Origin of the sequence: Burkholderia sp. FERM BP-3421, assembly GCF_028657905.1 — a bacterium.
GTDB lineage: Bacteria > Pseudomonadota > Gammaproteobacteria > Burkholderiales > Burkholderiaceae > Burkholderia.
In genome coordinates this window covers 1,508,476-1,520,576 of sequence record NZ_CP117782.1, presented here as the reverse complement: position 1 = coordinate 1,520,576, position 12,101 = coordinate 1,508,476, and the positions used below count along the sequence as shown (strand labels likewise).

Below are 12,101 nucleotides of genomic sequence, written 5' to 3'. Positions count from 1 at the left end.
TCAGGAGCGGGAGGGTCGGGAACGATCGCGCGCGCGTTGCTTGGCCGCGCGCTTGAACGGCGCGACGTAGGCGAGCGCGGCGGCGAAAAAGCCGAGGGCGAGCGCGGTTTCGAGCCAGCCGAGCGTCGCGGACAGGCCCGTATCGGTCATGCCGCGCACGATCCCTTCGGCAAGATAGACCAGAATCAGCATCGACGCCCACTGCAGGGTATACACGCTGCGGCGCCAGACGCCGGGCAGCGCGAGCGCGAGCGGCACCGCCTTCAGCATCAGCGCGGAGCCGCCCGGGCGCAGCGGCGCGAGCCAGATCTCCCAGGCGACTGACAGCGCGATCAGCGCGGCGAGCAGGGCCGCCGCGGCGAGGGCGAGACCGGGACGCGCGGCGGCGGGTGGGGGCGCGGCGCTCACGACGCGGCGCTCAACTGCAGCGCGGCGCGCGCGAGTCGCGCGCCGAGCGCGGCGGCGAGGGTCTTTTCGTCGGCCGAGATGCCCGACTGATGCGCGCGCGAAAAGTGCGACGCGCCATACGGGGTGCCGCCCGTCTGGGTCGTGGCGAGCGTGCTTTCGGTGTACGGGATGCCGACGATCAGCATGCCGTGATGGAGCAGGGGCAGCATCATCGACAGCAGGGTCGATTCCTGGCCGCCATGCAGGCTGCCGGTCGAGGTGAACACGCAGCCGGGCTTGCCGGCGAGCGCGCCGGACAGCCACTGCGGCGTGGTGCCGTCGAGGAAGTACTTGAGGGACGCGGCCATGTTGCCGAAGCGCGTCGGCGAGCCGAGCGCGAGGCCCGCGCATTCCTCGAGGTCGCGCAGCTCCGCGTAGGGCGGGCCGTCGGACGGGATGTCGGGCTGCGTCGCCTCGCACACGGCGGAGACGGCCGGAACGGTGCGAATGCGCGCCTGGGCGCCGGGCACGCTGTCGATGCCGCCCGCGATCGCAAGCGCCAGCTCGCGGGTCGCGCCGTGGCGGCTGTAGTAGAGCACGAGGATGTCTTTCATAGGCCACTGGAGTGAGCGGCTATTATAGGGGCTGAAGCCGCCGCCGCGCGCGGCGGCCCGTGCCGCATCAAGCAGAAGGAGAAAGCCGTTGCCGAAGTTGAGCGTGGACCTCGACACCATCCGGCGCCTCGCGCGCTTCGCCGCGCGGCGCAGCGCCGAGGATCGCATCCCGCAGGTCGCGGGCAGCCTGACATTCACGACGATGCTCGCGCTCGTGCCGCTCGTCACGGTGGCGTTCGCGCTGTTCACCGCATTCCCGATCTTCGCGTCGTTCCAGAATTCGCTGCAGGGTTTCCTCGCCGATCACCTGATGCCCGCGCAGTTCAACAACCAGATCTTCAAGTATCTGAACCAGTTCGCCTCGAAGGCGAAAGGGCTGACGACGGCGGGGATCATCGTGCTCGTGGTGACCGCGGTGATGACGATGATGACGGTCGAGTCGGCGTTCAACGTGATCTGGCGCGTGCGCAAGCCGCGCCCGTTCGCGCAGCGGGTGCTCGCCTACTGGGCGCTGATCACGCTCGGGCCGCTGCTGTTCGGCGTGAGCCTGTCGATCTCGTCCTATCTGTTCACGAAATCGCTCGCGTTCGCGGGCACCTCGACCACGCCGCCCGTCTTCGAATGGATGCTGACGGCCGCGTCGCTGCCCTTGACGGTGCTCGCGTTCACGCTGCTCTACGTGTACCTGCCGAACTGCGCGGTCGCGTGGCGCGACGCGGTGGTGGGCGGGATCTGCGCGGCGCTGGCGTTCGAACTGGCGAAGCGCGGCTTCGGCTACTACGTGCGGCGCATCCCGACCTATACCGCCGTGTACGGCGCGTTCGCGGCGGTGCCGATGTTCCTGCTGTGGATGTACCTGAGCTGGTTCATCGCGCTGGGCGGCGCGATGATCGCGTCGGCGCTGCCGGCGATCCGGATCGGGCAGTTCCACCGGATCCGCTATCCGGGCAGCGACCTGCTCGACTCGCTCGAACTGCTGGCGCGCCTGTCCGATGCGCGCGACGCGGGGCGCGCCGGCCACACGGCCGCGCGGCTCGCGCTGATGGTGCGCTGCGACATGGAAACCGCGCAACGGCTGCTGGCGACGATGGAGGAGCGGGAATGGGTCGCGCGCCTGCAGAACGAGCGGGACGCCGCGCCGCGTTACGTGTTGCTGGTGAACCCGGCGGAATTGAGCGTGGCGGACCTGTTCGACGTGATGGTGGTCGATCGGGGCGAGCTGGTGTATCAGTTGCAGCGCAGCAAAACACCGTTTGACCAGGCGCTGCTGCTGGATGCGCTCGCGAGCGACCGGCTGGCGGTGCCGCTCGCGACCTTGCTGGCGAGCCGTCGGGCGGCCGCGGCGACGGACGCCGAGGGCGCGGCCGGGGCGGATCCCGCCGTGCGGCCGGATCCGGCGGCCTGAGGCGGTGGGCGAGGGGGCTAGATCGCGATCTTGCCGGTGCAGATGTCCTTGAACATCACCCAGTCGCCCATCAGACTGTAGAAAGGATGGCGGAAGGTGGCGGGGCGGTTCTTCTCGAAGAAGAAGTGACCGATCCACGCGAACCCGTAGCCGCAGACGACCGCGGCGGGCAGCCACAGCCAGTTGTCCATCGCGAGCGCCATCGCGACGCAGCCGATCACGCCGAGCGAGCCGATGAAATGCAGCCGGCGGCAGGTGACGTTGCGATGCTCGCCCAGGTAGAACGGGTAGAACTCCGAGAAACTCGCGAACCGCTCGGTGGGGGCGGGGTGGGCCATGGCGATCTCCTTGGGCGCGATGCGTCGCAAATGGTACGCGCGTGCTTTCCCATTGTGCGGCGGCGAGGCGGCATCCGCAACCGGCCGTCCGCAACCGGCCGTCCGACACCGGCCCCCCGCAACCGGCCCTCCGCAACCGGCCATCTTCCGCACGGCCATGCGCTTTCCTTTTAACAGGCTTTCCGCTAGGATCGGAAGCCAGTTATGCATGAATGCACTAGGGGACAACGATGCGCGTCAGCGACATTCTCAAAGTCAAGGGCAATACGCTGTTTACCGTGACGCCCGATACGCCGTTGCGCGATGCGGTCGACACGATGGCGGAGCACGATATCGGCTCGCTCGTGGTGATGGAGTACGGCGATCTCGTCGGCATGCTCACGTTTCGCGAGATCATCCTGCGCCTGAAGGACAACGGCGGCGCGATCGGCGACGCCCAGGTCCGCAAGCTCATGGACGAGCCGCTCACCTGTACGCCGGAAACCGACGTCAACGAAGTACGGCGGATGATGCTGGAGCGCCACGCGCGCTACATGCCGGTGCTCGACAAGCGGGTGCTGATGGGCGTGATCTCGTTCTACGACGTCGCGAAGACGGTGGTGGAGGCGCAGAGCTTCGAGAACCGCATGTTGAAGGCGTATATCCGCGATTGGCCGGAGCCCGAGGACGAGGTCCACAAGCCGCTTCCCACCTGAAGCCCGCGGGCCCGCCCGCCCATCCCTGAAACAGACCAACGTGCGCGATCGCATGGCAGCGGGCCGCGGCGTTCTTGCGCATGAGTGATCACACTTCCGTTTCCGCCGCGCGTCGCGATGCGCGGCGGCCGCACGCGTCGCAGTTCGATCTGCTGCGCGAGCGTCGCTTCGCGCCGTTTTTCCTGACGCAGTTCTTCGGCGCGCTCAACGACAATGTCTTCAAGATCGGCTTCACGTCGCTCGTCACCTACCATACGGCCCGCTTCAGCGGCGTCGATGCGAAGACCGCCGCGTTCCTGATCTCCGCGATCTTCATCCTGCCGTTCGTGCTGTTCTCGGCGACCTCCGGCCAGATCGCCGACAAATACGACAAGGCGCGCCTCACGCGCTTCGTCAAGAGCTTCGAGATCGCGTTGATGCTGGTCGGCGCGGCGGGGTTCGTCACGCATGCCGCGCCGCTGCTCTATCTGTGCACGTTCATGATGGGCATGCATTCGACGCTGTTCGGGCCGGTCAAGTACTCGTACCTGCCGCAGCACCTCGACGACCGCGAGCTGGTGGGCGGCAACGGCCTCGTCGAGATGGGCACCTTCGTCGCGATCCTGATCGGCACGCTCATCGGCGGCGCGGCGGCCGGGATCGACGGGCGCGGCGAGGTGCTGCTCGCCGCGAGCTGCGTCGTGATCGCGGTCATCGGCCGGCTGGTCGCGTCGCGCGTACCGCCGACGCCGGCGCCGCAGCCCGACCTCGTGATCAACTGGAATCCCGTGTCCGAGACCTGGCGCAACCTGCGGCTCGCGGCCGGCAACCGCACGGTGTTCCTGAGTCTGCTCGGCATCTCGTGGCTGTGGTTCGTCGGCGCGACCTTCCTGACCTCGTTCTTCAATTTCGCGAAGGACGTGCTGTCCGCGAATCCGGACGTCGTCACGGTGCTGCTCGCCACCTTTTCGCTCGGCATCGGCATCGGTTCGCTGCTGTGCGAGAAGCTGTCGCGCCGGCGCGTCGAGATCGGGCTCGTGCCGCTCGGCTCGCTCGGCATCAGCGCGTTCGCGATCGAGCTGTACTTCGCGAGCCACGCGCTGCCCGTGCGCGATCACCTGCTGGGCGTCGGCGAATTCCTCGCGGATCTCGCCCACTGGCGGATCCTCGTCGACCTGTTCCTGCTCGCGATGTTCGGCGGCTTCTACAGCGTGCCGCTCTACGCGTTGATCCAGAGCCGCAGTGCCCCGACCCATCGCGCGCGGATCATCGCCGCGAACAACATCCTCAATGCGCTGTTCATGATCGTCTCGGCGTTGCTCGCGATGCTGCTCACCAAGGCGGGCGTCGGCATTCCGGGGCTGTTCCTCGTGACCGGGCTGCTCAACGTCGTGGTCGCGTCGTACATCTATCTGCTCGTGCCGGAATTCCTGCTGCGCTTCCTCGCGTGGGTGCTCGTGCACACGTTCTACCGGGTGCGCACCGTCCACGCGGAGCGGATTCCGGAAACCGGCGCGGCGCTGCTCGTGTGCAACCACGTCAGCTACGTCGACGCGCTCGTGATCGCGGCGGCGAGCCCGCGGCCGATCCGCTTCGTGATGGATCACCGGATCTTCTCGACGCCGTTCGCGAGCTGGGTGTTCCGCCATGCGAAGGCGATCCCGATCGCGCCGCGCCACGAGGATCCGGCGTTGCTCGAGCGCGCCTATGATGCGTGTGCGGCGGCGCTGGCCGAGGGCGAGCTCGTCTGCATCTTCCCGGAAGGCAAGCTGACCCGCACGGGCGACATCAACCCGTTCCACCGCGGCGTGACCGAGATCCTGCGGCGCGCGAGCGTGCCCGTCGTGCCGATGGCGCTGCGCGGGCTGTGGGGCAGCGTGTTCTCGCACGATCAGGGCGCGGAGCTGCCGCGCCCGATCGCGCGCGGCGTGATGAGCCGGCTGACGCTGGCCGTCGGCGAGCCGTTGAGCGCCGCTGCGGCGACGCCGGAGGCGTTGCAGGCGGCGGTGACCGAGCTGCGCGGCGTGCGCAAGTAGCGCGGGCCGCCCGCCCAGCCCCGCCCACCGCGGTTTCCCGCACCGGGCGGGGCCGCTGGCATAATGGCGGTTTCCCCGTATTTCTTTTTTGGACGGCTCCCATGTCCGGCAATACCCTCGGTACGCTTTTCACTGTCACGACCTTCGGCGAATCGCACGGTCCCGCGATCGGCTGCGTGATCGACGGCTGTCCGCCGGGACTCGCGCTGACCGAGGCGGACGTGCAGTTCGAACTCGATCGCCGCAAGCCGGGCACCTCGCGCCATGTCACGCAGCGCCAGGAACCCGACCACGTCGAGATCCTGTCCGGCGTGTTCGAGGGCGTGACGACCGGCGCGCCGATCGCGCTGCTGATCCGCAACACCGACCAGCGCAGCAAGGACTACGGCAACATCGCCGAGTCGTTCCGCCCCGGTCACGCCGACTACACGTACTGGCAGAAATACGGTATCCGCGATTACCGCGGCGGCGGCCGTTCGTCGGCGCGCCTGACGGCGCCCGTCGTCGGCGCAGGCGCGATCGCGAAGAAGTGGCTGCGCGAGCGCTTCGGCGTCGAGGTGCGCGGCTACATGAGCGCGCTGGGCGAGATCGACGTGCCATTCGTCGACTGGGCACACGTGCGCGAGAACCCGTTCTTCGCGCCGAACGCCGAGATCGTGCCGGCGCTCGAGGACTACATGGACGCCCTGCGCAAGGACGGCGACTCGATCGGCGCGCGGATCAACGTGGTCGCGTCGGGCGTGCCCGTCGGCTGGGGCGAGCCGCTGTTCGACCGGCTCGACGCCGACATCGCGCATGCGATGATGGGCATCAACGCCGTGAAGGGCGTCGAGATCGGCGCGGGCTTCGCGAGCGTCGCGCAGCGCGGCTCCGAGCATGGCGACGAACTCACCCCGGACGGCTTCGTCACCAATCACGCGGGCGGGGTGCTGGGCGGGATTTCGAGCGGCCAGGACGTCACAGTGTCGATCGCGATCAAGCCGACGTCGAGCATCCGCACGCCGCGCCGCTCGATCACGAAGGCAGGCGAGCCTGCCGTCGTCGAGACCTTCGGGCGGCATGATCCGTGCGTCGGGATCCGCGCGACGCCGATCGCGGAGGCGATGCTCGCGCTGGTGCTGATCGACCATGCGCTGCGCCACCGCGGGCAATGCGGCGACGTGTCGACCACGACGCCGAAGATCGCCGCCCGCGCGGGCTGACGGCCGGCGAGGCGCGGGATGCCGGGCGCGCCGGACGATCCGCTTGCCGCGCTGCGCGCGCGCACGGCGTGCGCCGATGCCGGCGCGCAGGACTGGCTCGCGCTCGGTCGCGCACTGCTGAGCACGCCGGGCGACCGCTGGCAGGCGGCGCTCGATGCGTTGCTGGCCGCGTACCGCCTTGATCCGGCGCTGGATTCTCCCCATCTGCTGACGGCGATCGCGCAGCTTGGCTTCAAGCTGCGCGCGTGGCCGCTCGTCGACGACGCGACGTCGCGCCTGCTGGCCGACGATCCGCGCGACGGGAATGCGCTCGTGTGGCGCGCGGCGTCATGCGAGGCGCGTGGTGACCTCGACGCGGCCGAACGCTTGCTGCGAGAGGCGGCGGCGAACGTGCCCGACAACACCGTGGTGATGCACAAGCTGGCGCTGTGCGTGAAGGAACAGGCGCGTTTCGACGAGGCGCATGCCTGGTTCGCGCGCGCCCGCGCGCTGGACGGCGCGAATCCCTACCTGCGTTTCGACCATGCCGAACTGGCGCTGCGCGCCGGCGACTTCGCGCGCGGCTGGTGCGATTACGAGGCGCGCTTGGCGTTGCCGGGCGAGGCGCCGCCCGCCCGCGCGGCGCTGGCCGCCGTCAGCGCATACTGGCGCGGCGAGCCGCTCGCGGGCCGGACGCTCGTGGTGTTCGCCGAGCAGGGGCATGGCGATTGCCTGTGGGCCGCGCGTTTCCTGCCGCGGCTGGCGGAACGCGTGCGCGGCGAGGGCGGCCGGCTGATCGTCGGCTATGACGGGCCGTTGCGTGGTCTGCTGTCGCGCGCGCTGCCGGTGGAGGTCGTGCTGGAAACCGCCATGCTCACCCGGCCCGATTTCCACTGCGGCTTGATGAGCCTGCCGCTGCGGCTCGGCATCGATGATCCGTCGGCATGGGGCCGCCCTTATCTGCGCGCGGAGGCCGGCGCGGTTGCCGGCTGGCGCGCCTGGGTCGACGCGCGAGCGGCGGGCCGGCGGCGGGTCGGCATCGTGTGGAACGGCGACCCGCGCCATGTCCGCGATGCGCGTCGCTCGATCCCCGCCGAGCAATTCGCCACGCTGCTGACGGTGCCGGGCATCGCGTATTTCGCGCTGTCGCCGGGACGGGGCGACACGCTGGCCGCCTGGCGCGCGCACGGTATCGCGATCGAGGATCCGATGCAAGGATTCGCGGCGGATTTCGATGCTGTCGCGGCGTTGGCGATGAATCTCGACCTGGTGGTGACGGTCGACAGTGGTCCTGCGCATCTGGCGGGCGCGCTCGGCGTGCCGACCTGCCTGATGATCGATCGCGTATCCGCGTGGTTCTGGCAGGACGCGCGCGAGGCCGCGCCGTGGTATGACGCGATCCGGCTGTATCGGCAGGAGCGGGTGGGTGCGTGGGCGCCGGTACTCGCGCAGGTGCGCGAACGGCTCGTGAATTTGACGGGCGGCTGAAGGCGGGCCGCCGCGAAGGGGGATGGCCCGCTCGGGAGCGGACCAGCGGCTGCATTACATGTTCGGATAATTCGGTCCGCCGCCGCCCTCGGGGGTGACCCAGACGATGTTCTGGGTCGGGTCCTTGATGTCGCAGGTCTTGCAGTGCACGCAGTTCTGCGCGTTGATCACGAGGCGCTCCGCGCCGTCGTCGGCCTTCACGAACTCGTACACCGCCGCCGGGCAGAAACGCGCCTCCGGGCCCGCGTACACGTGCAGGTTCACGTCCACCGGCACCTTCGGATCCTTGAGCGTCAGGTGCGCCGGCTGGTTCTCCTCGTGGTTCGTGTTCGAGATGAACACCGACGACAGCCGGTCGAACGTCAGCTTGCCGTCCGGCTTCGGATACTGGATCGGCTCGCATTGCGACGCCGGCTTCAGCATCTCGTGATCCGCGTGCTGGTGATGCAGCGTCCACGGCACGTTGCCGCCCAGCACCTTCTGTTCGAGCCCGACCATCGCCGTGCCCAGGTACAACCCCTTGCTCATCCACTGCTTGAAGTTGCGCGCGCGGTGCAGCTCCGTGTGCAGCCACGACTGCTTGAAGGCATCCGGATACGCATTCAGCTCGTCGCCATGGCGGCCCGCCTGCACCGCGTCGAACGCCGCGTCGGCCGCCAGCATCCCGGTCTTGATCGCCGCATGGCTGCCCTTGATCCGCGCCGCGTTCAGGAAGCCCGCGTCGTCGCCCACCAGCGCGCCGCCCGGGAACACCGTCTTCGGCAGCGACAGCAGCCCGCCCGCCGTGATCGCGCGCGCGCCGTACGACACCCGCTTGCCGCCTTCGAGGAACTGGCGGATCGCCGGATGGGTCTTGTAGCGCTGGAATTCCTCGAACGGCGACAGGTACGGGTTCGTGTAGCCGAGCCCGACGATGAAGCCGACCACCACCTGATTATTGTCCATGTGGTACAGGAACGAGCCGCCGTAGGTGTCGCGCTTGAGCGGCCAGCCCGCCGTGTGCATCACGAGGCCCGGCTTGTGCTTCGCGGGATCGATTTCCCACAGTTCCTTGATGCCGATCCCGTACGACTGCGGCTCGCTGTTCGCATTGAGCTTGAAGCGCTCCATCAGCTGACGGCCCAGGTGCCCGCGCGCGCCTTCGCAAAACAGCGTGTACTTCGCGTGCAGCTCCATGCCGAGCTGGAAGTTCTCGGTCGGTTCGCCGTCCTTGCCGACGCCGAGGTTGCCGGTCGCGACGCCCTTGACCGAGCCGTCCTCGTTGTAGAGGATTTCCGCGGCCGGGAAGCCCGGGAAGATCTCCACGCCCAACGCTTCCGCCTGCTGGCCGAGCCAGCGCGTGACGTTGCCGAGGCTGATCACGTAGTTGCCTTCGTTCTTGAAGTTGTCCGGCAGCGCCCAGTGCGGCACCGACTTCGCGCCGGTTTCGGTCAGGAACAGGAAGCGGTCTTCCGTGACCGGCACGTTGAGCGGCGCGCCCTGCGCCTGCCAGTCGGGGAACAGTTCGGTCAGCGCGCGCGGATCCATCACCGCGCCCGACAGGATGTGCGCGCCGATCTCCGACCCCTTCTCCAGCACGCACACCCCGATCTCCGCGCCTTTCTCGGCGGCGCGCTGCTTGAGCCGGACCGCCGCCGACAGCCCGGCGGGGCCGCCGCCAACGATCACGACGTCATATTCCATCGATTCGCGCGGACCATATTGCTCGATGAGGCTTGCGGGGGTCATGGAGATTCCTCTAACCGTTAGAATGCTTTTATTCGGGAGCGTATTGTCCGCGAAATAAAACGCTTGCCGCAACCGGACGCGGCTAGATTAGCACGATCGTTCTATTTGTGTGATAAGGTGGCCGCGCGCGGGCGCTCGGCCTGGCGTCGTCAAGGAAAGGAACTGGCTATGGGTCGTTCGATCAATCTGGAAGGCAAGGTGGCGATGGTGACGGGCGCGTCGAGCGGGCTCGGCCAGCGCTTCGCGCAGGTGCTGTCGCAGGCGGGCGCGAAGGTCGTGCTGGCGAGCCGGCGCGTCGAGCGGCTCAAGGAATTGCGCGCGCAGATCGAGGCCGAGGGCGGCGCCGCGCACGTGGTGTCGCTCGACGTGACCGATTGCCAGAGCATCAAGGCGGCCGTCGCGCATGCGGAAACCGAGGCCGGCATGATCGATATCCTGGTCAACAATTCCGGCGTCTCGAAGCGGCAGAAGCTGGTCGACGTGACCCCCGCCGATTTCGAATCCGTGTTCGACACCAACACCCGCGGCGCTTTCTTCGTCGCGCAGGAAGTGGCGAAGCGCATGATGATGCGCGGCAAGGGCAACGGCAAGCCGGGCTGCCGGATCATCAACATCGCGTCGGTGGCGGGGCTGCGCCCGTTGTCGCAGATCGGCCTGTACGCGATGAGCAAGGCCGCGGTCGTGCACATGACCCGCGTGATGGCGCTCGAATGGGGACGCCACGGGATCAACGTCAATGCGATCTGTCCCGGCTATATCGATACCGAACTCAATCACGACCTGTGGGAAACCGAGCAGGGCCAGAAGCTGCAGTCGATGCTGCCGCGCAAGCGCCTCGGCAAGCCACAGGATCTCGACGGCCTGCTGTTGCTGCTGGCGGCCGACGAGTCCCAGTTCATCAACGGCTCGATCATCTCGGCCGACGATGGCTTCGGGCTCGCGTAAGGCAGCGTGACACCCGCAAGAAGATTCCAATGAGCGATTACACCCACGTTTTTGAAATGTCGATGCCGATCCGCTGGGGCGACATGGACGCCTTCGGCCATGTGAACAACACGGTCTATTTCCGTTACATGGAGCAGGTCCGGATCTCGTGGTTCGAGCAGCTCGGCGTGGCGGGCGGCAACGGCGAAGGGCAGGGGCCCGTGATCGTCAATGCGTCGATGGAGTTTCTGAAGCAATTGCACTATCCGGGCGACATCATCGCGAAGATGTCGGTCGCGAAGCCCGGCCGCAGCAGTTTCGATACCGGCTTCGAGCTGACCCGCGCGGACGATCCCGAGCACCTGTACGCGCGCGGCAACGCGCGCTGCGTCTGGGTCGACTACGCGCTCGGCAAGTCGGTGCCGATTCCGGACCTGTTGCGCGCGACGATCGAGTCCGCGCTGCAGGTGAAGACCGCCTGAGTCTCCGCCCTGCATGTCTGCGCGTCGGCGTTCTCCGGCGCGTTTTCTTTTCTTGTGGCGCCGCGGTCGGGCGGCTGTTCCGCCAGCGTGCCCGGCGCGCGCGGCTCAGTGCCCGAGCAGGCGCTGCAGCAGCTCGGCGGTGTTGTTCGTGCCGTACTTGCGGATCAGGCGCGCGCGATAGATGTCGACGGTTCGCGAGCTGATGTCGAGCACCCGGCCGATCTGCTTGCTGGTCTTGCCGGTCGCGAGCTGCGCGGCGATCTCGCGTTCGCGCGGCGTCAGTTCCACCGCGACCCGGCGCGTCGCGCTCAGATCCTCGAAGGTCCATACGCCCGCCGCGAGCGGCGCGGTGCGGTCGAGCGCGCGGCCCGTCACGTGGCACCAGAATAGCTCGCCGCTCGCGCGCTTCATGATCCGGTCGTCGGCGTAGCTGCCCTGCGCGATCATCACGGGCGGGATCCGTTCGCCGATCCGCGCGAACTCGTCGGGCGACGGGTACAACACCTGGAACGACTGGCCGATCAGGTCGGCGCGCGCGCAGCGGAAGATCGCGGCCAGTTCTTCGTTGCAGTCTTCGATGACCCGATCGCGCGACAGGACGAGGCCGATCGGCGCGAGGTGGAAGGCGGTCTGGTAATCGAGGGCGGGCATGGGATCGACGGATGCGGACGGATGGGCGCCGCCCGTGGCGGCAAACGCTTATGTACTTTTGCGTATTGTGCCGCATCCGGTCGGCATCGTACCCTTTCAGGCGGATCATGACGTCGCGGCGGGTTTCGCCGGGCGTGCTTAGAATGATGCGGCGGGTTCGTCCGGCACGCATCGCGCGAACCGGTTTGGCTGG

12 protein-coding genes are annotated in these 12,101 nt (G+C 68.2%); 7 read left to right on the top strand and 5 right to left on the bottom strand.

The window, feature by feature from the left end; genetic code table 11:
- Both Bsp3421_RS22775 and wrbA read right to left on the bottom strand, forming a co-directional pair.
- Positions 1–408, bottom strand: coding sequence for a DUF2069 domain-containing protein (locus Bsp3421_RS22775; protein ID WP_274003650.1), 408 nt, complete (start codon positions 406–408; stop codon positions 1–3).
- Positions 405–1,001, bottom strand: coding sequence for an NAD(P)H:quinone oxidoreductase (gene wrbA, locus Bsp3421_RS22770; protein ID WP_274003648.1), 597 nt, complete (start codon positions 999–1,001; stop codon positions 405–407). Before wrbA ends, Bsp3421_RS22775 begins: the two co-directional genes overlap by 4 nt.
- Positions 1,002–1,089: 88 nt before the next feature.
- Between wrbA and Bsp3421_RS22765 the strand changes: the two genes are divergently transcribed.
- On the top strand, positions 1,090–2,406 hold the full coding sequence (locus Bsp3421_RS22765) for a YihY family inner membrane protein (RefSeq protein WP_274003647.1): 1,317 nt from the start codon (positions 1,090–1,092) through the stop codon (positions 2,404–2,406).
- A gap of 17 nt (positions 2,407–2,423) precedes the next feature.
- Here Bsp3421_RS22765 and Bsp3421_RS22760 read toward each other — a convergent pair whose 3' ends face one another.
- Positions 2,424–2,744 (bottom strand): Mpo1-like protein, encoded by a 321-nt coding sequence (locus tag Bsp3421_RS22760; RefSeq protein ID WP_274003645.1) that lies wholly within the window; start codon positions 2,742–2,744, stop codon positions 2,424–2,426.
- Between the two features lie 230 nt (positions 2,745–2,974).
- Here Bsp3421_RS22760 and Bsp3421_RS22755 point away from each other — a divergent pair, with 230 nt between their 5' ends.
- The 4 genes from Bsp3421_RS22755 to Bsp3421_RS22740 all read left to right on the top strand — a co-directional run bounded on the left by Bsp3421_RS22755 (position 2,975) and on the right by Bsp3421_RS22740 (position 8,123).
- Positions 2,975–3,439 carry a CBS domain-containing protein gene (locus Bsp3421_RS22755; RefSeq protein ID WP_274003644.1) on the top strand — a complete coding sequence of 155 codons (465 nt, stop codon included), beginning with the start codon at positions 2,975–2,977 and terminating at the stop codon, positions 3,437–3,439.
- Between the two features lie 80 nt (positions 3,440–3,519).
- Positions 3,520–5,454, top strand: coding sequence for an MFS transporter (locus Bsp3421_RS22750; protein WP_274003643.1), 1,935 nt, complete (start codon positions 3,520–3,522; stop codon positions 5,452–5,454).
- Between the two features lie 101 nt (positions 5,455–5,555).
- Positions 5,556–6,656 carry a chorismate synthase gene (aroC, locus tag Bsp3421_RS22745; protein ID WP_274003641.1) on the top strand — a complete coding sequence of 367 codons (1,101 nt, stop codon included), beginning with the start codon at positions 5,556–5,558 and terminating at the stop codon, positions 6,654–6,656.
- A gap of 18 nt (positions 6,657–6,674) precedes the next feature.
- Positions 6,675–8,123: a tetratricopeptide repeat protein gene (locus Bsp3421_RS22740; RefSeq protein ID WP_274003639.1), complete on the top strand. Its 1,449-nt coding sequence runs from the start codon at positions 6,675–6,677 to the stop codon at positions 8,121–8,123.
- A gap of 54 nt (positions 8,124–8,177) precedes the next feature.
- Here the strand turns inward: Bsp3421_RS22740 and Bsp3421_RS22735 are convergent, their stop codons facing one another.
- Positions 8,178–9,923 (bottom strand): electron transfer flavoprotein-ubiquinone oxidoreductase, encoded by a 1,746-nt coding sequence (locus Bsp3421_RS22735; RefSeq protein ID WP_443111580.1) that lies wholly within the window; start codon positions 9,921–9,923, stop codon positions 8,178–8,180.
- Between the two features lie 96 nt (positions 9,924–10,019).
- On the opposite strand from Bsp3421_RS22735, the gene Bsp3421_RS22730 reads away from it, so the two are divergent.
- Together Bsp3421_RS22730 and Bsp3421_RS22725 are read left to right on the top strand one after the other, a co-directional pair.
- On the top strand, positions 10,020–10,796 hold the full coding sequence (locus Bsp3421_RS22730; RefSeq protein WP_274003635.1) for an SDR family oxidoreductase: 777 nt from the start codon (positions 10,020–10,022) through the stop codon (positions 10,794–10,796).
- A 29-nt stretch (positions 10,797–10,825) separates the two neighbouring features.
- Positions 10,826–11,257: an acyl-CoA thioesterase gene (locus tag Bsp3421_RS22725; protein WP_274003634.1), complete on the top strand. Its 432-nt coding sequence runs from the start codon at positions 10,826–10,828 to the stop codon at positions 11,255–11,257.
- A 105-nt stretch (positions 11,258–11,362) separates the two neighbouring features.
- Here Bsp3421_RS22725 and Bsp3421_RS22720 read toward each other — a convergent pair whose 3' ends face one another.
- Positions 11,363–11,908, bottom strand: a complete 546-nt coding sequence (locus tag Bsp3421_RS22720; RefSeq protein ID WP_274003631.1) for a LuxR C-terminal-related transcriptional regulator — start codon at positions 11,906–11,908, stop codon at positions 11,363–11,365.
- Between the last annotated feature and the right edge of the window lie 193 nt (positions 11,909–12,101).

Coding starts and splice junctions, on each gene's coding strand:
- wrbA (WP_274003648.1), bottom strand. CDS start 1,001: ATGAAAGACATCCTCGTGCTCTACTACAGCCGCCACGGCGCGACCCGC.
- Bsp3421_RS22760 (WP_274003645.1), bottom strand. CDS start 2,744: ATGGCCCACCCCGCCCCCACCGAGCGGTTCGCGAGTTTCTCGGAGTTC.
- Bsp3421_RS22755 (WP_274003644.1), top strand. CDS start 2,975: ATGCGCGTCAGCGACATTCTCAAAGTCAAGGGCAATACGCTGTTTACC.
- Bsp3421_RS22750 (WP_274003643.1), top strand. CDS start 3,520: ATGAGTGATCACACTTCCGTTTCCGCCGCGCGTCGCGATGCGCGGCGG.
- aroC (WP_274003641.1), top strand. CDS start 5,556: ATGTCCGGCAATACCCTCGGTACGCTTTTCACTGTCACGACCTTCGGC.
- Bsp3421_RS22740 (WP_274003639.1), top strand. CDS start 6,675: ATGCCGGGCGCGCCGGACGATCCGCTTGCCGCGCTGCGCGCGCGCACG.
- Bsp3421_RS22730 (WP_274003635.1), top strand. CDS start 10,020: ATGGGTCGTTCGATCAATCTGGAAGGCAAGGTGGCGATGGTGACGGGC.
- Bsp3421_RS22725 (WP_274003634.1), top strand. CDS start 10,826: ATGAGCGATTACACCCACGTTTTTGAAATGTCGATGCCGATCCGCTGG.
- Bsp3421_RS22720 (WP_274003631.1), bottom strand. CDS start 11,908: ATGCCCGCCCTCGATTACCAGACCGCCTTCCACCTCGCGCCGATCGGC.